Source organism: Amycolatopsis sp. NPDC057786, assembly GCF_042797905.1.
Lineage (GTDB): Bacteria > Actinomycetota > Actinomycetes > Mycobacteriales > Pseudonocardiaceae > Amycolatopsis.
The window spans coordinates 1-20,424 of the sequence record NZ_JBHVKW010000081.1; the positions used below are offsets into that span (position 1 = coordinate 1).

The 20,424-nt window shown below is 69.5% G+C and carries 18 protein-coding genes; 11 read left to right on the forward strand and 7 right to left on the reverse strand.

Annotation, left to right across the window (positions count from 1 at the left end):
* Positions 1–36 precede the first annotated feature (36 nt).
* A complete protein-coding gene (locus tag ACFVM3_RS31090) occupies positions 37–423 on the reverse strand; it encodes a DUF5319 domain-containing protein (RefSeq protein ID WP_005166667.1) in 387 nt (128 codons plus the stop codon).
* A 123-nt stretch (positions 424–546) separates the two neighbouring features.
* Here ACFVM3_RS31090 and guaB point away from each other — a divergent pair, with 123 nt between their 5' ends.
* The 5 genes from guaB to ACFVM3_RS31115 all read left to right on the forward strand — a co-directional run bounded on the left by guaB (position 547) and on the right by ACFVM3_RS31115 (position 6,913).
* Positions 547–2,058 (forward strand): IMP dehydrogenase, encoded by a 1,512-nt coding sequence (gene guaB, locus ACFVM3_RS31095; protein WP_378443499.1) that lies wholly within the window; start codon positions 547–549, stop codon positions 2,056–2,058.
* A gap of 80 nt (positions 2,059–2,138) precedes the next feature.
* Entirely contained in the window at positions 2,139–2,609 is a 471-nt protein-coding gene (locus ACFVM3_RS31100; RefSeq protein ID WP_378443500.1) for a DUF3574 domain-containing protein, read from the forward strand.
* 150 nt (positions 2,610–2,759) lie between these two features.
* Positions 2,760–3,893, forward strand: a complete 1,134-nt coding sequence (locus tag ACFVM3_RS31105; RefSeq protein WP_037314848.1) for a GuaB3 family IMP dehydrogenase-related protein — start codon at positions 2,760–2,762, stop codon at positions 3,891–3,893.
* Positions 3,894–4,474: 581 nt separating this feature from the next.
* The gene (locus ACFVM3_RS31110) at positions 4,475–6,181 is read left to right on the forward strand and encodes a GMC oxidoreductase (protein ID WP_378443501.1); all 1,707 of its coding nucleotides are present in this window, start codon (positions 4,475–4,477) and stop codon (positions 6,179–6,181) included.
* A gap of 9 nt (positions 6,182–6,190) precedes the next feature.
* Complete coding sequence (locus tag ACFVM3_RS31115; RefSeq protein ID WP_378443502.1) at positions 6,191–6,913, forward strand: maleylpyruvate isomerase N-terminal domain-containing protein; 723 nt, start codon at positions 6,191–6,193, stop codon at positions 6,911–6,913.
* 132 nt (positions 6,914–7,045) lie between these two features.
* On the opposite strand, the gene ACFVM3_RS31120 is transcribed toward ACFVM3_RS31115, so the two are convergent.
* Positions 7,046–8,029 carry an ABC transporter substrate-binding protein gene (locus ACFVM3_RS31120; RefSeq protein ID WP_378443503.1) on the reverse strand — a complete coding sequence of 328 codons (984 nt, stop codon included), beginning with the start codon at positions 8,027–8,029 and terminating at the stop codon, positions 7,046–7,048.
* A gap of 119 nt (positions 8,030–8,148) precedes the next feature.
* Here ACFVM3_RS31120 and ACFVM3_RS31125 point away from each other — a divergent pair, with 119 nt between their 5' ends.
* The 4 genes from ACFVM3_RS31125 to ACFVM3_RS31140 are packed head-to-tail and all read left to right on the forward strand — an operon-like array spanning position 8,149 to position 12,410.
* Positions 8,149–9,090, forward strand: coding sequence for a FecCD family ABC transporter permease (locus tag ACFVM3_RS31125; protein WP_378443504.1), 942 nt, complete (start codon positions 8,149–8,151; stop codon positions 9,088–9,090).
* The gene (locus ACFVM3_RS31130) at positions 9,087–10,145 is read left to right on the forward strand and encodes a FecCD family ABC transporter permease (protein ID WP_378443505.1); all 1,059 of its coding nucleotides are present in this window, start codon (positions 9,087–9,089) and stop codon (positions 10,143–10,145) included. The genes ACFVM3_RS31125 and ACFVM3_RS31130 overlap by 4 nt, the downstream gene beginning before the upstream one ends.
* The gene (locus tag ACFVM3_RS31135; protein ID WP_378443506.1) at positions 10,142–10,936 is read left to right on the forward strand and encodes an ABC transporter ATP-binding protein; all 795 of its coding nucleotides are present in this window, start codon (positions 10,142–10,144) and stop codon (positions 10,934–10,936) included. Before ACFVM3_RS31130 ends, ACFVM3_RS31135 begins: the two co-directional genes overlap by 4 nt.
* Before the next feature lie 37 nt (positions 10,937–10,973).
* Positions 10,974–12,410 (forward strand): FAD-binding oxidoreductase, encoded by a 1,437-nt coding sequence (locus ACFVM3_RS31140; protein ID WP_378443507.1) that lies wholly within the window; start codon positions 10,974–10,976, stop codon positions 12,408–12,410.
* On the opposite strand, the gene ACFVM3_RS31145 is transcribed toward ACFVM3_RS31140, so the two are convergent.
* From ACFVM3_RS31145 to ACFVM3_RS31155, 3 genes are read right to left on the reverse strand one after another with little or no spacing between them, the layout of a single operon-like run.
* Positions 12,407–13,852, reverse strand: a complete 1,446-nt coding sequence (locus ACFVM3_RS31145) for an aldehyde dehydrogenase family protein (protein ID WP_378443508.1) — start codon at positions 13,850–13,852, stop codon at positions 12,407–12,409. The genes ACFVM3_RS31140 and ACFVM3_RS31145 overlap by 4 nt on opposite strands.
* Before the next feature lie 18 nt (positions 13,853–13,870).
* Positions 13,871–14,905 (reverse strand): zinc-dependent alcohol dehydrogenase family protein, encoded by a 1,035-nt coding sequence (locus ACFVM3_RS31150; RefSeq protein WP_378443509.1) that lies wholly within the window; start codon positions 14,903–14,905, stop codon positions 13,871–13,873.
* Positions 14,906–14,949: 44 nt separating this feature from the next.
* Entirely contained in the window at positions 14,950–15,486 is a 537-nt protein-coding gene (locus tag ACFVM3_RS31155) for a DinB family protein (RefSeq protein ID WP_378443510.1), read from the reverse strand.
* A 126-nt stretch (positions 15,487–15,612) separates the two neighbouring features.
* Between ACFVM3_RS31155 and guaA the strand changes: the two genes are divergently transcribed.
* Entirely contained in the window at positions 15,613–17,169 is a 1,557-nt protein-coding gene (guaA, locus tag ACFVM3_RS31160) for a glutamine-hydrolyzing GMP synthase (RefSeq protein WP_378443511.1), read from the forward strand.
* 287 nt (positions 17,170–17,456) lie between these two features.
* Here guaA and ACFVM3_RS31165 read toward each other — a convergent pair whose 3' ends face one another.
* Positions 17,457–17,699 (reverse strand): hypothetical protein, encoded by a 243-nt coding sequence (locus tag ACFVM3_RS31165; protein WP_378443512.1) that lies wholly within the window; start codon positions 17,697–17,699, stop codon positions 17,457–17,459.
* Positions 17,692–18,957, reverse strand: a complete 1,266-nt coding sequence (locus ACFVM3_RS31170; protein WP_378443513.1) for a PspC domain-containing protein — start codon at positions 18,955–18,957, stop codon at positions 17,692–17,694. The genes ACFVM3_RS31165 and ACFVM3_RS31170 overlap by 8 nt, the downstream gene beginning before the upstream one ends.
* Before the next feature lie 111 nt (positions 18,958–19,068).
* Here ACFVM3_RS31170 and ACFVM3_RS31175 point away from each other — a divergent pair, with 111 nt between their 5' ends.
* On the forward strand, positions 19,069–20,424 hold the full coding sequence (locus ACFVM3_RS31175; RefSeq protein ID WP_378443514.1) for a PspC domain-containing protein: 1,356 nt from the start codon (positions 19,069–19,071) through the stop codon (positions 20,422–20,424).

The following is a 20,424-nucleotide window of genomic DNA, read 5'->3' on the forward strand; positions in this document are numbered from 1 at the left end:
CGCTAAAGGCGATCGCCTTTAGCGGGCTAAACGCGATCAGTAGGCGCTTTCGTTGGCGGTGACACCGTCCGCGAATCCGCGGCAGTAGTCCCAGCTCACGTAGTCACCGGGGTTCGGGTCGAACGCTGGCTCGTGCGGCCGCATGCGGCCGTCGGCGAGCAGCTGCTCGAGACTGGCGCGCAGCAGATGCCAGTCGTGGTAGTGGGGCTCGTCGCATTCACCGCAGTCGACCACGATCCCGCGCACCCCGCGCGGCTCGAGGAGCGCTTGGTAGACGGCGAGATCGGAGAGGTCGGCCAGCAACTCGGTGCGTTCTTCGTCGCTGATCGGCTCGTCGAGCCGGTCGGCGTCGTCGATGAACGCGCGGGCCGGGTCGTCCGGGTCATCCGCGAACGGGTCTGGGGGCAACGCATCTTGCGGCACGCCTGCACGCTACCGGGCGCCCACCCGGGCCGGGCGGCCGCCCGGCCCGGATATCATGAGGGGCAGGCCCTCGCGTCGCTACAGCGACACGTTCATCACCGCTAGGAAGGCCCTTCGCCTGCTATGACCAGCGACAGCGTCACCGCCCCCGTCCCGAGCAAGTTCGCCATGCTCGGGCTGACCTTCGACGACGTGCTGCTGCTGCCGGCCGAGTCCGACGTGGTGCCCAGTGCGGTCAGCACCCGCACCCGGCTCTCCCGCAACGTCACCCTGAACATCCCGCTGGTCTCCGCCGCCATGGACACCGTCACCGAAGGCCGGATGGCCATCGCGATGGCCCGCCAGGGCGGGATGGGCGTGCTGCAGCGCAACTTGCCGATCGACGACCAGGCGGCCGCCGTCGAGGTCGTGAAGCGCTCCGAAGCGGGCATGGTGACCGACCCGGTCACGTGCTCGCCCGAGGACACCCTCGCCGAGGTCGACGCCCTGTGCGCGCGGTTCCGGATCTCCGGTGTGCCGGTCACGGACGCCGCCGGGTCGCTGGTGGGCATCATCACCAACCGCGACATGCGGTTCGAGGTCGACCACACCCGCGCGGTGCACGAGGTGATGACGAAGCCGCCGCTGGTCACCGCGCAGGTCGGCGTCACCGCGGACGCCGCGCTCGGGCTGCTGCGCCGCCACAAGATCGAGAAGCTGCCGATCGTCGACGGCGCGGGCAAGCTGCGCGGGCTGATCACGGTTAAGGACTTCGTCAAGACCGAGCAGTACCCGAACGCGTCCAAGGACACCAACGGTCGCCTGATCGTCGGTGCCGCCGTCGGGGTCGGCCCGGACGGGCACAAGCGCGCGATGGCGCTGGCCGACGCCGGGGTCGACGTGCTGATGGTGGACACCGCGCACGGGCACTCCCGCGCCGTCGTCGAGACCGTCGCGCTGCTCAAGAAGGAACTGGGCGACACCGTCGACATCGTCGGCGGCAACGTCGCGACGCGGGCCGGCGCGCAGGCACTGGTGGAGGCGGGCGCGGACGGGATCAAGGTCGGTGTCGGCCCCGGCTCCATCTGCACCACCCGCATCGTCGCCGGGGTCGGCGTGCCGCAGATCTCCGCGATCTACGAGGCCGACCAGGCGGCGCGTCCGGCCGGGATCCCGGTGATCGGCGACGGCGGTATCCAGTACTCGGGCGACATCGCGAAGGCGATCGCGTCCGGCGCGTCCACGGTGATGCTCGGCAGCCTGCTCGCGGGCACCGCCGAATCGCCTGGCGACCTGATCCTGGTCAACGGCAAGCAGTTCAAGACCTACCGCGGGATGGGCTCGCTGGGCGCCATGCAGTCGCGCGGCCAGGCGAAGTCCTACTCGAAGGACCGCTACGCGCAGGACGACGTGCTGAGCGAGGACAAGCTGGTCCCCGAGGGCATCGAGGGACGGATCCCGTTCCGCGGGCCGCTCGCGAACGTCGTCCACCAGCTGGTGGGCGGGCTGCGGTCGGGCATGGGCTACGCGGGCGCGTCGACGATCCCCGAGCTGCAGGAGGCGCAGCTGGTGCGGATCACCGCGGCCGGGCTCAAGGAGAGCCACCCGCACGACATCACGATGACCGTCGAGGCGCCGAACTACACCACCCGTTAGTCCGCCCCTCAGGACACCTACCCATCCGGTTCCGTTCCCAGGAGACTTGGCTCGCTGATCAAGTCTCCTGGGAGGAACCGATGTCTTTCACGTCGCGCCGGACCGCTCTGGCCGTCTTCGCCGCCGCGGCCCTCGGGGTCGGCGGCGGGGTGGCCGCTTCCGCCGTACCCGCCGCCACCGCCGCACCGTCCACGCCCGAGGCCGCCGCTTTCCAGGCGTCGCCGGGTGAGGTGTGGAAGCGCACCGAGCTGTACTTCGGGACGACGAAGCCGGGTGGCGGGGAGCTGACCGACGCCGAGTTCGCCGCGTTCACGGACAAGGTCGTCACGCCGAGGTTCCCGGACGGATTCACCGAACTGACCGGACGCGGCCAGTGGCGCGGTTCGGACGGCGTGATCTCGCGGGAGAAGTCGAAGGTGATCGTCGTCGTGTACCCGTTCAGTGACCGCGACGCGAACCGCGAGATCGAAGAGATCCGGACCGACTACAAGAAGACCTTCGCGCAGGACTCCGTCCTCCGGACCGACTCCGTGGAGAAGGTCTCCTTCTGAACCGAGCGACTTTAGCGGGCTAAACGTGAAACGGGTGGGGCGCACGGGGCTGGTGTGACTTCTGGCCCGGTTCGGGTGCCCCGTGCGCAGGTCACCCACGCGGCCTAGCGACAATGGGGTGTAACGGTCGTCGGTGAGAAGGGACTTGACGTGCGGGATCTGGTCGAGATCGGCATGGGCCGCACCGCGCGGCGGGCGTATGACCTCGATGACGTGGAGATCGTGCCGTCGCGGCGCACCCGGTCGTCTTCGGTCGTGTCCACCGCCTGGCAGATCGACGCGTACCGGTTCGAGCTGCCGCTGGTCACCCACCCCACCGACGCGATCGTGTCGCCGGGAACCGCGGTGGCCGTCGGCGAGCTCGGTGGGCTGGGCGTCCTCAACGCCGAAGGGCTGTGGGCGCGGCACCCGAACGTCGAGGACGCGATCTTCCGCCTCGTCCGGGCCGCCGAGGACACCGAGGACCCGACCGCGATCGTGCGTGAGCTGCAGGAACTGCACTCCGCCCCGATCCGGCTCGACCTGCTGACCGAGGCGATCAAGACCGTCCGCGAGTCCGGGGTCACCGTGGCCGCGCGGGTCAGCCCGCAGCACGCCGCCGAGCTGACGCCGGACCTGCTCGCGGCGGGCGTCGAGATCCTCGTCGTGCAGGGCACGATCATCTCCGCCGAGCATGTCCAGCGGGACGCCGAGCCGCTGGACCTGAAGGACTTCATCGGACGGCTCGATGTCCCGGTGATCGCGGGCGGCGTCAGCGACTACCGCACCGCGATGCACCTGATGCGCACCGGCGCGGCCGGCGTCATCGTCGGGCACGGGGCCAGCCGCGGTGTGACGAGCACCGACAGCGTGCTGGGGATCGGGACGCCGATGGCGACCGCGATCGTCGACGCCGCGGCCGCGCGGCGTGACTACCTCGACGAGACCGGCGGCCGGTACGTCCACGTGCTCGCCGACGGCGGGATGAGCGTGTCCGGCGACATCGCCAAGGCCATCGCGTGTGGTGCCGACGCGGTCATGCTGGGCGCGCCGCTGGCCGCCGCCTCCGAGGCGCCGGGGCAGGGGCTGTACTGGACGTCGGCGGCCGCGCACCCGTCGCTGCCGCGCTCGCGCGTGGCGCTGGGGCCGGACTACGCCGTCGACCTGAAGACGCTGCTCTTCGGGCCGTCTTCGGACGCCGAGGGCGTTGTGAACCTCTTCGGCGCGCTTCGCCGCGCGATGGCGAAGACGGGCTACTCGGACCTGAAGGAGTTCCAGCGGGTCGGCCTGACCGTGCGCCGCTGACGCTCGCTCCCGGCCCGGATCGCGTTTAGCCCGCTAAACGCGATCCGGGCCGTTTTCGTCGTGCCGGGATGAATGCACCTGGGTGGGCTAACGGGGTCCTTCTAGAATAGAAGTAGCCGCGAGGCTCCTTCTCGAGTGCGACCTCGGCGTCGCGCCGATCGAGGGAGGGCGCGGCACCTCAGCCATGCCGATACCGGCCTGTGCGGAGTTCGTTCGCGAATGTCCGCCCTGTGGCCGTGTGCCTTGAGAGGTGCCGATGAACGCCGTCGCCGTGAGCGCTGAACATGTTCTCTGGGTTGGGGGCGCCGTCCTCGGCGGCTTCTTGGCCCGCTTGCTCGCTCTCTTGATCGCCTTGCGAGGAACCAAGCCGGGTGAGCGTCCGGCGATCATCCGGGCACTTGGGGATTTCTTCCGAATCCTGCCTCGGCGTCGCTCTTGACCCACCAGTCACATTGGCCTCATCCGTTTCGCGTTTAGCCCGCTAAAGGCGCTCCGGGCGTGCCTGCACCATCCGAGTGGAAGGTAACCGGCGAGTAACTTACCTCTGGTCAGAAGGGGTGGCCGGGGTTACAGTCGAGGGTGTGACTGCGAGTAACACCACCACTGAAGACGACTTCGACTACGACGTGATCGTCGTCGGCTCCGGGTTCGGCGGCAGTGTCGCCGCCCTCCGCCTGACCGAGAAGGGCTACCGCGTCGCCGTCATCGAGGCGGGCCGCCGCTTCGCCGACGACGAGTTCGCGAAGACGTCCTGGGACCTTCGCCGCTACGTCTGGGCGCCGCAGGTCGGCTGCTTCGGCATCCAGCGCATCCACATGCTCAAGGACGTCATGGTGCTCGCCGGCGCGGGCGTCGGCGGCGGCTCGCTGGTCTACGCGAACACGCTGTACCGCCCGCTGAAGCCGTTCTACGTCGACCCGCAGTGGTCCCACATCACCGACTGGGAGTCCGAACTCGGCCCGCACTACGACCAGGCCAGCCGCATGCTGGGCGTCGTCACCAACCCCAGCGTCACGCCGTCGGACGTCGTGATGAAGGGCGTCGCCGAAGACATGGGCGTCGCGGACTCGTATCACCCCACGCCCGTCGGCGTGTACTTCGGCAAGCCGGGGGAGCGCGCCGAGGATCCGTACTTCGGCGGCGCGGGCCCGGCGCGCACCGGCTGCACCGAATGCGGCTCCTGTATGACCGGCTGCCGCGTCGGCGCCAAGAACACGCTGGTCAAGAACTACCTGTACCTCGCGGAGAAGGACGGCGCGAAGGTCATCCCCCTGACCACCGTGAGCGCGATTAGCCCGCTAAACGCAGGTGGGTACGAGGTGAGCATCAAGAAGACCGGGACCACCTCGCCCAGGTTCCGGCACAAGCTCACGGCCGCGCAGGTGGTGCTCGCCGCCGGCACCTGGGGCACGCAGAACCTGCTCCACAGCATGCGCGACACCGCCAAGCTGCCGAAGCTCTCGCCGCGTCTCGGCGAACTGACCCGCACGAACTCCGAGGCCATCATCGGCGCCGCCCGTACCTCGGTCGACGAGGAGCGCAACTTCAGCCGCGGCGTCGCGATCACGTCGTCGATCCACCCTGACGAGAACACGCATATCGAGCCCGTCCGCTACGGCAAGGGCAGCAACGCGATGAGCCTGCTCCAGACCATCGCCACCGAAGGCGATTCGGCGGTCCCGCGCTGGCGCCAGGCCGTGAACTTCATGCTCAAGCACCCGGTCCAGACCGTGAAGCTGCTCAACGGCTACCGCTGGAGCGAGCGCACGGTGATCCTGCTGGTGATGCAGAGCCTCGACAACTCCATCACCACGTACACCAAACGCGGGCTCTTCGGCCGCCGCAAGTACACCTCCAAACAGGGCCACGGTGAGCCGAACCCGAGCTTCATCCCCGCTGGGCACGAGGCCAACCTCCGCACCGCCGAGCGCATCGGCGGCATGGCGGGCGGCACCTGGGGCGAGATCTTCGACATCCCGCTCACGGCGCATTTCATCGGCGGCGCCCCGATCGGCACGGCGCCCGACAACGGCGTGATCGACCCGTACCACCGGGTGTTCAACTATCCTGGATTGTCCATTGTGGACGGTTCGGCGATCACGGCCAACCTCGGTGTCAACCCCTCGCTGACCATCACCGCGCAGGCCGAGCGGGCCTTCTCGTTCTGGCCCAACAAGGGCGAGCAGGACAGCAGGCCGTCACAGGACTCGCCGTACGCGCGGCTCGAACCGATCGCGCCGAAGAACCCGTCCGTTCCGGCGGACGCGCCCGCGGCACTTCGGCGGTAGTTTGGGGGTGTGACAGCCTCCGAACGCGCACACGCCCTGCTGAACCGCGTCCGCGCCCTGCACGACGAATGGGAGCGCGTCGTGCGCGGGATGGACGAGGAGGCCGTGCGCGGCCCGAGCGCGCTGCCCGGCTGGACGCGAGCGCATCTGCTGTCCCACCTCGCGCGGAACGCCGACGGCCTGGTCAACCTGCTCACCTGGGCGAAATCGGGTGTCGAGACACCGATGTACGCCGGCGAGGCGGTCAGGGACCGCGACATCGAGAAGGGCGCGTACCGGTCCGTCGAGGAGATCGCCGAGGACGTCGTCGGTTCCGCCGCCCGCTTGGTCGAGGTCGCGGAAAGCCTGCCGGACGACGCGTGGCAGGCCCGCGTGCGCGCCCGGCAGGGACGCGAGATCCCGGCGGAGTTCGTGCTCTGGCTCCGGCTCTCGGAAACCTCGATCCATCTCGCCGATCTCGATCTCGGCTACGACTTCGCCCGTGTCGCCGACCTTCTCGGTGACGAGTTCGACACCGTCGTCGGCAACGCCATCGGGATGTACGGCGGCGAGCTGCCGCCCGTCCTCCTGGTCGCCGCCGAAGAGAACGGCTATCGCCACGAGTGGCGGATGAGCGAAGGGGAACTGACGACGCTGACCGGGACCCGCGGCGAGGTCTTGGCCTGGGTCACCGGTCGTAGCGACGGATCCTCTTTGGACGGTGACGTGCCGACGCTGCCGCGCTGGCTGTGATCATGTGGGTGCAGACGCGAAAGTGCCCGCCGCGGCAAACCCGCGACGGGCACTTCCGGGCACCGTTCTCATCGATCGAGCCGGCCTGGATCTCGCCGAACAGGATGCCGCCACCGTCCAAAGAGGACTGAATCAGCTGCGGAACGAGTCCACGCCGAACTGCTTGGCGAGATCGTCGAGCATGGCGTGCGCACCCTGCAGGCTCACTGACGTGAACCAGGTGGTGTCGTTGACTTCGATCTTCTTTCCCTTGAGGGTTCCCCAAAGCGGGTTCGACTGGAACTTCGTCATGGGGTTTTCGGCCTGCTTGGTCTCATCGGTGTAGCTGGAGATGAAGATCGCCTCGGCGTCGAGCTTCCCGATCTCCTCCTGGCTCAGGTCGTTGGAGATCTTCGTCTTGTTGTCCGGCTGGCCCGCGGGGCGCTGGAGCCCGGCGTCGGCCATCACGGTCCCGGGGAACGAGGCGCTGCTGTAGAGCCGCACCGTCGGCTCGCCCTCGATGAAGCGGACCACGGAGACGGCCGCGGGCTTGCCGAGCTTCGCCTTGATCGCGTCGCCGACCTTGCGAGCCCGCTCCTCGTAGGACTTGATCTTCTGCTCTGCCAACGCTTCCTTGCCCAGCGCCTTGCCGAGCATACGGATGTTGTCCTTCCAGGTGGCACCGGTGGTCTGACTGAACACCGTCGGTGCGACCTTGCTGAACTCCGCGTAGAACTTCTCGTGGCGCACCTTCGCGGACACGATCAAGTCCGGCTTGATGTCGTACAGCCGCTCGATGTCCGGGCTCTCGAGCGCGCCGATCTCCTTGGCGCCCTCGGCGTACTTGCGGTCGTCGCCCAGGTAGTCCGGCAGCTTGTCGTAGTTGCGATATTTGGTGTACGCCACCAGTTTCGTCTCGAGCGCCAGCGTGGCGTCGACATAGCTCGAGTCGAGCGCCGCGACGGTGGCGGGCTGCTTCTCGATCTGGGTGGACCCCATCACGTGTTCGACGGTGCGCGGGAATCCACTTTGGCCGGTGCCGGTGGAAGCGGATTCCTGTTCACCGCCACCGCATGCGGAGAGCGCCAGGCAGGCTGTCACGGCGAGGGCGAGGACTGCGCGCCGGGGTGGGGTCATGGGCCACTCTTTCTGTGCGGTTAGGCTTTCCTAACCGGAGCATAGGATGGCGGATGTCCACAGTGGAAGTTCGTGTTGGAAAGGCGACAGTAGGCGCTCTGCTCGTCACTCTTCTGGCTGTGATCTGCGTCGCGAGCATCGCACTCGGTGCGCGTTCGATTCCGTTGGGTGTCGTCTGGGACGCGATCTTCCATCCCACGGGTGTGCCGGATCACCTGATCGTCCGTTCGTTGCGGGTGCCGCGCACGCTGCTCGGTGTCCTCGCGGGGCTCGCGCTCGGCGCGGCCGGGGCGCTCATGCAGGGACACACCCGCAACCCACTCGCGGATCCCGGCCTGCTCGGCGTCACGCAGGGCGCCGCGTTCGCGGTGGTGCTCGCCGTCGTCGTGCTCGGTATCGACGACCTGTACGCGTTCATCTGGTTCGGCTTCGCCGGCGCCCTCGTCGCGAGTGCCGTGGTGTTCCTGCTCGGCGCGGTCGGCGGCCGCGGTGCCACGCCGGTGACGCTCGCGCTGGCCGGAGCCGCGGTGAGCGCCCTGCTCAACGGCGTCATCTCCGCGATCGTGCTCGGCGACGACCGCGGGATGGAGACCTACCGGTTCTGGCACGTCGGTTCGATCGCGGGCCGGGATCCCGCGATGATCGGCCAGATCGCCCCGTTCGTGGCCGCCGGCCTGCTCCTCGCGGTCATCAACACGCCGGGGATGAACACCCTCGCGCTCGGGGACGACGTCGCCGTCGCGCTCGGACGGCGGGTCGGCCGGACGCGGCTGCTCGGGGTCGTCGCGATCACGCTGCTGACCGGCGCCGCCGTCGCCGCCTGCGGCCCGATCGCGTTCCTGGGCCTGCTGGTCCCGCATTTCGCGCGGGCGATCAGCGGACCCGACTACCGGTGGCTGGTGCCGTTCTCGGCCGTGCTCGGCGCGATCCTCCTGCTGGCGGCTGATCTGCTCGGCCGCGTCGTCGCGTCGGACAACCTGGAGGTCGGCATCATGCTGGCGGTGCTCGGCGTGCCGGTGTTCGTCCACCTGGTCCGCAAGAAGGGCTTGGCACGGATATGACGGCTCCCAAGGTGATTTCGTTCGGCCCGGCGGCCTGGACCGTCCGGCCGAGGACGCTCGCCGTCGTGCTCTTCGCCGCGGTCGCGCTGGTGCTGGTCGCGGCCCTGAACATCGGTATCGGTACCTCCCACATCGGCCTCGGCGACGTCCTGAAGACGCTGTTCGGCGGTGGCACCGCGCGGGAACGCGGGATCATCTTCGACCTGCGGATGCCGCGTACCCTGACCGCGATCGGCGTCGGCGCTGCCCTCGGGCTGTCCGGCGCGCTGTTCCAGACCATCGCCAGGAATCCGCTGGCCAGCCCGGACATCCTCGGCATCACGTGGGGCGCCGGTGTCGGCGCGGTCGGCGTGATCGTCGCCGGTGGCACCGGCGGCCAGGTCAGCGGCCTGGCGAGCACGCTGGGCGTCCCGCTCGCCGGACTCGCGGGCGGCGTGATCGCGGGAATCCTGCTGTACGCGCTTTCGTGGCGGCGCGGGATCGACGGCTACCGGCTCGTCCTGATCGGCATCGCCCTGTCGGCGGTCGGCTACAACCTCGTCTACTGGATGCTGACCATCGGAGACGTCGACAACGCCGCGCGGGCGACGACGTGGATCGTCGGCAGCCTCGCCGACGTCGGCTGGGAATCGGTCGCCCCGGTCCTGCTCGCGCTGGCCGTCCTCGCGCCGATCACGCTGATCGCCGGGCACACCATCGGCGGTCTGCAGTTCGGCGACGACACCGCGCGCGGCCTCGGGATCCGGGTCGACGCCGCCCGCGCGACCTTGCTGTTGCTCGGCGCGGCCTTGGCCGCCGTCGCCACCGCGGCCGCCGGCCCGATCACCTTCGTCGCGCTCGCCACCCCGCAGATCGCCTTGAGGCTGGTCCGCTCCGCGCAACCGCCGCTGTTCGGCTCGATGGTCCTCGGCGCGCTGCTGACCGTCGGCGCGGATTTCGTGGTGCGGGTGACGCCCGGCCTGTCCGGGCTCCCGGTCGGCGTGCTGACGGCGATCCTCGGCGCGCCCTATCTGATCTTCCTGTTCGTCCGCAGCCGTAAGGAGGAGCGCGCGTGAACGCCAGACTGCGTGCCCGGGAATTGGAACTCGGCTACGGCGAAACGCCCGTCGTGACCGAGCTTGACCTCGACGTCCTCGACGGGACCGTCACCGCGATCATCGGCCCCAACGGCTGCGGCAAGTCGACCCTGTTGCGCGCGCTGGCGCGGTTGCTCAAGCCACGGCAGGGCGCGGTGCTGCTCGACGGTGAGCGCATCGACAAGCTGCCGACCCGTGAGGTCGCCAAGATCATCGGCCTGTTGCCGCAGACGCCGTCCGCACCCGAAGGGCTGACCGTCTCGGATCTGGTCCGGCGGGGGCGGCATCCGCATCAGAGCTGGTATCGGCAGTGGTCTTCCTCCGACGACGAGGCGATCGAGCGGGCGCTGCGGCTGACCGGGATGGAGGAGCACGCCGGCCGGGTCGTCGACCAGCTTTCCGGCGGGCAGCGGCAGCGCGCGTGGATCTCGATGACGCTGGCGCAGGAGACCGGCCTGCTCCTGCTCGACGAGCCGATCACGTATCTCGACCTGGCGCACCAGATCGACGTGCTGGACCTGGTGTACCGGCTGCACGACGAACGCGGGACAACCGTGGTGATGGTGCTGCACGACCTGAACCTCGCCGCCAGGTACGCCGACAAGCTGGTCGCCATGCGCGACGGCCGGATCGTCGCGCAGGGGCCGCCCGCCGAGGTGCTCACCGAGCCGCTTCTCGAGGAGATCTTCGGTCTGACGGCGAAGGTCATGGCCGATCCGGTGTCCGGAACGCCGCTGGTCGTGCCGGTGAGCGCACACCTTCGGGGATAGGGCCGCAACCTGCCCGCCCCACGGGCGTCTAACGGGCATGGAGAGAAGGGCGTTCCTCAAGCTCGCCGGCGCGACCGTGGCCGGGGCGGCCGCGACGGCGTGTTCCGCCGCCCCTCCCGCACAGGCGCCCAGCTCGGCTCCAGGCACGTCGTTGCCGCCGAGTACCAGCGTCGCGTCGCCGTCCGGCCCGCCGGACTGGGCCGCGCTGCGGAAGAAGGTCTCCTTGCTCCTGCCTGGGGATTCCGGCTATGACAGCGCCAAACGTGTGTTCAATCCGGCGTTCGACGGCCTCAAACCCGCTGCCATAGCGAAATGCGCCAAGCCCGAAGACGTGCAGGCGGCTGTTTCCGCCGCCGCGAGGCGGGTTCCCATCGCCGCGCGCAGTGGCGGGCACAGCTATGCCGGCTACTCGGTTCCCCACGGTGGCCTGATGATCGACCTCGGCGGAATGTCCTCAGTGGACGTCCAAGGTGAACAGGTCGTGATCGGTGCGGGCGCGAAGCTGAAGACCGTCTACGCGACGCTCGGTGCCGCCGGCCGTTGCCTGCCCGCCGGTTCCTGTCCGAGTGTCGGGATCGCCGGGTTGACGCTCGGCGGCGGAATCGGCGTCCTGGCCCGAAAATACGGTCTCACCTGTGACCATCTGGTGTCCGCGCAGGTCGTCACGGCGGACGGGAAACTACGGACGGCGTCGGAGGATTCCGAACCCGAATTGTTCTGGGCGTTGCGCGGTGGAGGAGGCGGCAACTTCGGTGTCGTCACCTCGTTCACCTTCCGCACGGATCCGGCGCCGTCGGCCGTTTCGGTGTTCTCCTTGCGTTTCCCGGCAGGCAGTGCGGACGACGTCGTCGCGGAGTGGCAGCGCTGGCTTCCTGAAGCGCCTCCTGAGCTGTGGGCGAATGTCGTGCTATCCGGCGGATCGACGGTCGGCGTGCGGATTTCCGGTTGCTACGTCGGTGATTCCGCTTCACTTGCCCGGTTGCTCGACCACGTCGGTGGGACGAGGGCGGTCAAGCAGCTCGACTATCTCGGTGCCATGAAGTACTTCTCCGGCAGTGAAAACCGTCAGTCCTTTGTGGCCTCGTCGCGAATACTCGAAGAACCGGTGGAGCCCGCGAAGCTGACGTCCGTACTCAAGGGCAGGCAAGGGATGGACCTGCTGGTCGACGGTCTCGGTGGCGCCGTCGCCGACATCGCCCCCGACGCCACCGCGTTCTGGCACCGGAAAGCGCTCGGCAGTGTGCAGATCTACAGTCAGGTGGACCCGCGTAACCGTTCCGCGGCAACGGATTCCGTCGCGGAGGTGGTGACGGGGCTCGGACTGGGCGGGGGTTACGTCAACTACATCGACCCCGCCCTGCCCGACTGGATGACGGCCTACTACGGCGGCAACGCCACCCGCCTCAAGCAGGTGGCGAAGACCTACGACCCGGACAAGGTGTTCGGGTTCGCGCAGGCCGTCACCCCGGACTAGAGGTCGATGCCGGTGAAGACGGTGACCCGTTCCTCGGTGAGGTCGTGCATCGCGGCGAGGACGCCTTCCCTGCCGACGCCCGATCCCTTGACGCCGCCGTAGGGCATCTGGTCCGCGCGGTAGCTCGGGACGTCGCCGATGATCACGCCGCCGACTTCGAGTTCCGTCGACGCGTAGAAGGCGAGATGCACGTCGCGGGTGAACACTCCGGCCTGCAAGCCGTAGGCGGATTCGTTGACCGACGCGAAAGCCTCGTCGACACCGTCCACAATAGACACGGCAAGCACCGGGCCGAAGATCTCCTCCGCCCAGGCCTTTGTGGACGGTGGCACGTCGGTGAGCACGGTCGGCTCGACCGTCGCGCCGTCCCGCTTGCCGCCGGTGAGGATCTTCGCGCCCGCGGCGACGGCCTCGTCGATCCAGGCGACGATCCGCTCCGCGGCTGCCTCGTCGACGACCGGGCCCACGTCGGTGTTCTTGTCGTACGGGTCACCGGTTCGCTGTGCTCGCACGGCTTCCACCAAGGCGGGCACGAATTCCTCGGCGACTTCGCGTTCGACGATCACGCGCTGTACGGCGATGCAAGACTGCCCGGCCTGGTAGTTGCCGAAGGTCGCGATGCGCTCCGCGGCGCCTTCCGGATCCGGCCAGTCGCGGAGCACGACGGCGGCCGCGTTGCCGCCGAGTTCGAGCACGACGTGCTTGCGTGGCGCGGCATCCGCGATCGACCAGCCGACCGGGCCCGAACCGGTGAAGGACACGACCGGCAGCCGGGGATCCGCGACCAGCGCCGACGTCTCCTCGTTGCCGAGCGGCAGCACCGAAAACGCGCCTTCCGGCAGCTCGGTCTCGGCCAGGATCTCGCCGAGGATCAGCGCGGAGAGAGGCGTGCGCGGCGCGGGTTTGACGATGATCGGCGCACCGACCGCGAGCGACGGCGCGACCTTGTGCGCCACCAGGTTCAGCGGGAAGTTGAACGGCGCGATGCCCAGCACCGGGCCACGCGGGACGCGACGGGTGAGCGCCAGCCTGCCCTCGCCCGCGGGGTCGGTGTCCAGGCGCTGCAGGTCGCCGCTGAACCGGCGGGCCTCTTCGGCCGCGATCCGGAACACCGACACCGCGCGCCGGACCTCGGCCTCGGCCCATTTGAGCGGTTTGCCGTTCTCGGCGGTGATGACCTCGGCGATCTCCTCGGTCCGGCCGGCGAGGACCCGTGAAACGTGGTCGAGCGCCGCGGCGCGGCTGTGCGCCGAGGAACGCCGGAACTCCTTGGCGACGCTCGCCGCCGCGCTCACCGCTCGTTCGACCTGCTCCGGTCCGGGCACCGCGACGGTGGCGACTTCGCTGCCGTCGTAGGGGTGGTGCACGGTGATCGTCGAAGCGCCCTGCTCGGGGCGTCCGGCGATCCAGGCGGGGCGCGGCTCCGGGGTGATCATGTCCATGGGGACAAGGTATTCCAGTCAGGGCTTGACGAGCACCTTGAGCGCCTCGCGGTCCGCCATGGCGCGGTAGCCGTCGGGGACCTCTTCGAGGCCGATGGTCCGGTCGAAGACCTTGCCCGGCTGATACCGGCCCTCGACGACGTCGTCGAGCAGTTCGGGGATGTAGTGGCGCGCGGGCGCCACGCCGCCGGTGACGGTGATGTTGCGGCGGAAAAGCGACGGGCCGATCGGACCCTCGGCGTACTGCGGCACGCCGACGCGGCTGACCGTGCCGCCGGGGCGGACCGCGCCGATGCCCATCTCGAAGGCGGGCTTCGTGCCGACGCATTCGAGAACGGTGTGCGTGCCTTCGCCGCTAGTCAGCTCTCGCACCTTCTCGATGCCTTCGTCGCCGCGCTCGGCTACGACGTCTGTCGCGCCGAATTCGCGGCCGAGGTCGGTGCGGGTCCGGTGACGGCCCATCAGGATGATGCGCTCGGCGCCGAGCCGCTTCGCCGCGAGGACCGCGGAGAGGCCGACGGCACCGTCACCGATGACGGTGACGGTGGTGCGCTCGTTCACGCCCGCCTTGACCGCGGCGTGGTGGCCGGTCGCGAACACGTCGGAGAGCGTGAGGAACGAGGCGAGCAGGTCATCGTCCTCGGTGTGCGGCAGTTTCACCAGCGTGCCGTCGGCCTGCGGGACGCGGACGGCCTCGCCTTGGCCGGCGTCGACGCCCTTCGCGCCCCAGTTGCCGCCGCGCAGGCAGGAGGTGTGGAGGCCTTCGCGGCAGAACTGGCACGTGTTGTCGGAATAGACGAAGGGCGCGACGGCCAGGTCTCCCGGCTTGAGCGTGGTGACGTCGGAGCCGACGGCCTCGACGACGCCGAGGAACTCGTGCCCGATCCGGACGCCGCGGTCGCGTGCGGGCATGCTGCCGTACGGCCAGAGGTCGCTGCCGCAGATGCAGGACCGGACCACCCGGAGGAGGGCGTCGGTCGGTTCGCTCAGCTTCGGGTCCGGGACGGTCTCGACGCGCACGTCACCTGCGCCGTAGATGAGTGTCGCTCGCAAGACGGGTCCTTTCCTCGGCTGGCCCCAGTATGGGCGCGTCGCGTTTAGCCCGCTAAACGCGATCTGTAAAGGTCGCGCAGGAGGAGGATCTCGGCGCCGTGGTGGATGGCCTCCCGGTTGATGTGGAGGACGAGCGCCGCGAGCGGGTACTCCGCGTACGGGCCTTCGGCCTCGCCGCAGGGGCGCTCGAGGTCTTCGGCGGTGAGGCCGCGGACGCCGTCCTGCCAGCGCGCGTAGGCGTCGTCGAGCTGCCCCAGCGCTTCTTTCGCGGAGCCCGCGTAGGGGAAGGTCTGGTAGTCGGCGGGCGGGCCGCCGAAATGCGACGCGTTCCGCATTGCGAACACGCCGATGATGATGTGGGCGAGGCGCCAGGCGATCGTCGTCACCGGCGGCGGAGACGGCTCCGGATACGCCCAGTCGATCATGAAAGTGCCGTTCTCGCCCGGCCGGATCGTCCAGCAGTCTTCGACGGGTTCCCAGAGGTATTCGTCGTCGGTGAGAGTGTCCAGCCGGGGCCGGAGATGCTGCGTCCAGTGCCAGTCGAGCTGTTCGGAGAGTTCCTTGCTCCAGTCGATTCCCATGTCCCGGACGGTAGGAGCCCTCGCGGTCATCCGCTGTCCTGAATCGTGAGGGGGTTGGCGGCGAGGTGACCCGGCCCACCTGGGACGATGGTGGGGAAGCGTACTGCTCTGATCTGGAGGTTTCAGGTGCCCAGTCCCACCGGTCCGGTACTCGTCGTGGACTTCGGGGCGCAGTACGCGCAGCTGATCGCGCGGCGCGTGCGTGAGGCGCAGGTCTACTCCGAGGTCGTGCCGCACACCGCCACCGCCGAGGACATCCTCGCCAAGGACCCCGCCGCGATCATCCTTTCCGGTGGCCCCTCCAGCGTGTACGCCGAGAACGCCCCCGCGCTCGCCCCCGGGCTGGTCGACGCGGGCGTGCCGATCCTCGGGATCTGCTACGGCCACCAGGTGCTCGCGCAGGCACTCGGCGGGACGGTCGAGCCGACCGGGATCCGCGAGTTCGGCCGCACCGAGGTCCGCGTCGCCGGTGAGGGCGGTGTCCTGCACGCCGGTCTCCCGAGCAACCAGCCCGCCTGGATGAGCCACAACGACAGCGTCACCAAGGCTCCCGAGGGCGCCACCGTGACCGCTTCGAGTGACGGCGCCGCCGTCGCCGGGTTCGAAGACGTCGAACGCCGCTTCGCCGGCGTCCAGTACCACCCCGAGGTGCACCACTCGCCGCACGGCCAGGAGGTGCTTCGTCGCTTCCTGCACGACATCGCGGGGATCAAGCCGCAGTGGACGACGTCGTCCATCGTCGACGACCAGGTCAAGCGCATCGCGGAGCAGGTCGGCGACGGCCGCGCGATCTGCGGGCTCTCCGGCGGCGTCGACTCCGCCGTGGCCGCCGCGCTGGTCCAGCGGGCCATCGGCGATCGGCTGACCTGCGTGTTCGTCGATCACGGTCTGCTCCGCTCGGGCGAGCGCACCCAGGTCGAACGCGATTTCGTCGCCGCGACCGGGGTGAACCTGGTGACCGTCGACGCGCGGGACCGGTTCCTCGACGCGCTGGCCGGGGTCACCGACCCCGAGGAGAAGCGCAAGATCATCGGGCGCGAGTTCATCCGCGTGTTCGAGCAGGCCGAGCGCGACCTCAAGGCCAAGGGCGACTACAAGTTCCTGGTCCAGGGCACGCTGTACCCGGACGTCGTCGAGTCCGGCGGCGGCGAGGGCGCGGCGAACATCAAGAGCCACCACAACGTCGGCGGGCTGCCCGACGACCTGCAGTTCGAGCTCGTCGAGCCGCTGCGCCTGCTGTTCAAGGACGAGGTGCGGCGCGTCGGGATGGAGCTCGGGCTGCCGGAGACGATCGTGCAGCGGCAGCCGTTCCCCGGCCCCGGGCTCGGTATCCGGATCATCGGCGCCGTCGACGCCGAGCGGCTCGAGACGCTGCGCGCGGCGGACGCCATCGCGCGCGAGGAGCTCACCGCGGCCGGGCTGGACGGCGAGATCTGGCAGTGCCCGGTGGTGCTGCTGGCCGACGTCCGCAGTGTCGGCGTCCAGGGTGACGGGCGGACCTACGGGCACCCGATCGTGCTGCGGCCGGTGTCGTCCGAGGACGCGATGACCGCGGACTGGACGCGGCTGCCCTACGAGGTGCTGGAGCGGATCTCGACCCGCATCACGAACGAGGTCGCCGAGGTGAACCGGGTGGTCCTGGACGTCACGTCCAAGCCGCCGGGCACCATCGAGTGGGAGTGACCGCCCCCGCCCGGACCTGCGTTTAGCCCCCTAATCGCGATCTGTCGCCCTTGGGCACTCAGGCGACCGGATCGCGTTTAGCCCGCTAACTGCGCTCTGGGGCCCTGGGCACCTGCCGCGCGTCGGATCGCGTTTAGCCCGCTAAACGCAGGTCGGTGGCGCGGGCACCCGGCGCGGCCCAGATCGCGATTAGGGGGCTAAACGCAGGTCGGGCCCGGGTGGAGCAAGGCGAAGGCCCCGGCGAGGGGCCGGGGCCTTCGGAGTGGGGTGGAGCGTCAGCGCCGCCGCTAGCGGCGGCTCTTGCGCAGCGAAGCGGCGAGAAGCAGGACGCCGACGAAGATCGCCCCGCCCGCCATGACCCACCGGAAGTCGAACTGCGGGAGCCACGTCGAGCCGTCCGAGAGGACGTAACCCGACACCAGCAGCGTCGCGATTCCGATGATCAGGGTGAAGACGTCCACCCCGCGCTTCGCGGGCTTCGACGACTGGGTCTGCGTGCTGTCGTAGTTGTCGTAGTCGTACTCAGCCACGGCGCACCTCCACGTTCCCGACACCGTTCTCGACCTTCACGGTGATCTTCTGTCCGTTGCTCCCCGGCGCGGTGAAGTCGACGACGTCCTCGCCGACCCCCGAGCGGGACTGGCCGAGGCAGTCGACCTCGCCCGCTCCCGTCTCACAGGAGACCTTCACTTCGGCACCCATCGGCACGAGCACCGTCGAATTACCGGCTCCGTTCGAGACCTTCGTGCTCACCGAAGCCCCAGCGGGCAGCTTGGTCAGGTCGATGTCGATGTTCCCCGCCGAACGGCGGTACTCAGGCAGCACTTCGGACACCTGGCTCGGCGTCGCCGTCAGGTCACCGACGCCGCCCTTCACGGAGAAGTTCTCGAACGGCACCGTGGTCAGCGCCATCCCGACGATCGCCAGCGGCACCGCCAGCCCGATCAGCCCGCGGCCGCCGCGGACGAACGAACCGGCCACCAGCCCGATACCGACCACACCCAGGGTGAGCCCGATGACGTGCTGCGGGGTGAACCACGCCTCGCCGTCCAGCCCCAGGACGGTGCCGACCCCGGCCACCAGCACGGCGATCCCGAAGGTCGTGGCGCCGATCTTCGACTTACGGCCGCGAGGAGCCGGCGGCGCGGGAGGCGGCGGAGGAGTCTGCGGCGGCAGCCCGCCAGAGGTCGAAGCGTTCGGTAGGTCCCAAGCAGACGGGTCGGCCGCCAGCGGGTCCCAGCCGCCCTCGGTCGCCGTCGAGGTGGAGGCCGCCGACGCCATGGAGAACGCGGCCGTCGGATAGGCCGGAGCGGGCATCGTCGGCCGGTTGAACTGACCGCGGTTGCGGTGCAGCAGATACAGCGCGACGGCCATCAGCGCGAAACCGATCAGGCCCGTCCCGTCGGTCATCCAGCCGCCGCTCAAGGTCCAGGTGAGACCCGGGAAAAGCAGGAGGAGCAGCAGCACCGCGAACGCGGGCGAGCTCGACGCGCGCCCGCGGCCGATCAGGCTCTCGAACGCGGAAACGGGGTCGCCCTCCTGCGGCAGGAACAGCCAGCCCAGCAGATAGACGAAGACGCCGAAACCGCCGAACACGGTCGCCGCGACCAGCGCGACACGGACCACGGTCGGGTCGATGCCGTACCGGTAGCCGATGCCGGCGGCCACACCGGCGAACTTGCGGCCCGCCACCGGGCGGACCGGCCTGCTCCGCCAGAAATCCTTGACGGTCTCCTCGAAGCCTGCCGCGGGGCCGCGCTTCGGAACCTGTGTCTCACTCCCACTCATGCCACAAAGAATGCGCCCCGTCCGGCCCCCGCCACATCCGGGAACGTCCCTGAGGTTTCCCCCAGCGGGAAGAGTCAGGGGTTTCCCCGATGGATCGGTACCGCACTCCGTGTGACCATGGAGAACGTGCAGGAATCCGCCCCCAACGACCTCGCCGCACCGGTGAAGCCGACGATCATCGAGCGCCCGCCGGTGCCGGTCGTCGGCAGCCTGTCCCCGGCCCCGTTCGAGCCGCCCAAGATGTACCGCCGCCGCTCCGGCCGCGCCATCGCGGGTGTCGCCGGCGGTCTCGCCGACCACCTCGGCGTCAAGGTGCTCTGGGTCCGGACCGCGTTCGCGTTGCTGGCCGCGCTGAACGGCGTCGGCCTTCTCGCCTACGGCCTGCTCTGGGTTTTCGTCCAGCAACAATCCGGTGAGGTCGAGCCGGAGAAATCCGCGCCTAAGGAGAAGCAGCAGGCGTTCGGCCTGATGGCGCTGGGCGTCGGCCTCGCCGTCGCCAGCGGCACGCTGACCGGCTTCATCAGTGGCTGGGTCGCCATCCCGCTGGCGCTGGCCATGATCGGTGCGGCCGTCGTCTGGCGGGAGGCCGACGAGTCGCAACGACGGCGCTGGCGCCTCGGCGCCAAGGGCGGCGTCGCCACGGCCTTCCTCGGCGGTGGGGGCTGGTCGGCCGCGATCCGCGTGGTCGCCGGTGTCGCGCTGGTGATGACCGGTATCGGCGTCGTCGTGCTGGAAAGCGGCAGTATCGACCAGGTCAAGTTCGCGCTGGTCGCCGTGATCGCGACGCTGTTCGGGGTGGCCGTGCTGACCGTCCCGTTCTGGCTGCGCCTGGTCCGCGACCTGTCCGACGAGCGCATGGCCCGCATCCGCACCGACGAACGCGCCGAGATCGCCGCGCATCTGCACGACTCGGTCCTCCAGACCCTCGCGTTGATCCAGAAGCAGGCGGATTCGCCGCGCGAGGTCGCGAGGCTCGCGCGCGGTCAGGAACGTGAGCTGCGCGGCTGGCTGTACGGGCCGTCGGGATATGGCAAGAACAAGAAGACCGAGGAAGAGGCCGTCAGCGGTCAGCTGTCCGAAGTACTCGCCGCCGCGTGTGGCGAGGTCGAGGATGCCTTCGCGATCTCGGTGCAGCAGGTCGTCGTGGGGGAGGCCACGCTGAACGAGCCGCTGACCGCGCTGGTCCAGGCGGCGCGCGAAGCGATCGTCAACGCCGCCAAGCACGCGGGTGTCGACGAGGTCAGTGTGTACGCCGAAGTCGAGCCGACGGCGGTGACCGTTTTCGTGCGGGACAGGGGTAAGGGGTTCGACCCCGACGTCGTGCCGAGCGATCGGCACGGTCTCGCCGATTCCATCCGGGGGCGGATGGAACGGCACGGGGGCAAGTGCAAGCTGCGTACCGCACCGGGTGAAGGAACCGAGGTCCAGCTGGAGATGCCGGTCAAGGCGGGGAAGGGCGCGGCGTGA

Excerpts from the sequence above, each read along its gene's own strand:
- guaB (WP_378443499.1), top strand. The coding sequence starts at position 547 with ATGACCAGCGACAGCGTCACCGCCCCCGTCCCGAGCAAGTTCGCCATG.
- ACFVM3_RS31100 (WP_378443500.1), top strand. The coding sequence starts at position 2,139 with ATGTCTTTCACGTCGCGCCGGACCGCTCTGGCCGTCTTCGCCGCCGCG.
- ACFVM3_RS31120 (WP_378443503.1), bottom strand. The coding sequence starts at position 8,029 with ATGACCCCACCCCGGCGCGCAGTCCTCGCCCTCGCCGTGACAGCCTGC.
- ACFVM3_RS31130 (WP_378443505.1), top strand. The coding sequence starts at position 9,087 with ATGACGGCTCCCAAGGTGATTTCGTTCGGCCCGGCGGCCTGGACCGTC.
- ACFVM3_RS31140 (WP_378443507.1), top strand. The coding sequence starts at position 10,974 with ATGGAGAGAAGGGCGTTCCTCAAGCTCGCCGGCGCGACCGTGGCCGGG.
- ACFVM3_RS31145 (WP_378443508.1), bottom strand. The coding sequence starts at position 13,852 with ATGGACATGATCACCCCGGAGCCGCGCCCCGCCTGGATCGCCGGACGC.
- ACFVM3_RS31155 (WP_378443510.1), bottom strand. The coding sequence starts at position 15,486 with ATGGGAATCGACTGGAGCAAGGAACTCTCCGAACAGCTCGACTGGCAC.
- ACFVM3_RS31170 (WP_378443513.1), bottom strand. The coding sequence starts at position 18,957 with ATGAGTGGGAGTGAGACACAGGTTCCGAAGCGCGGCCCCGCGGCAGGC.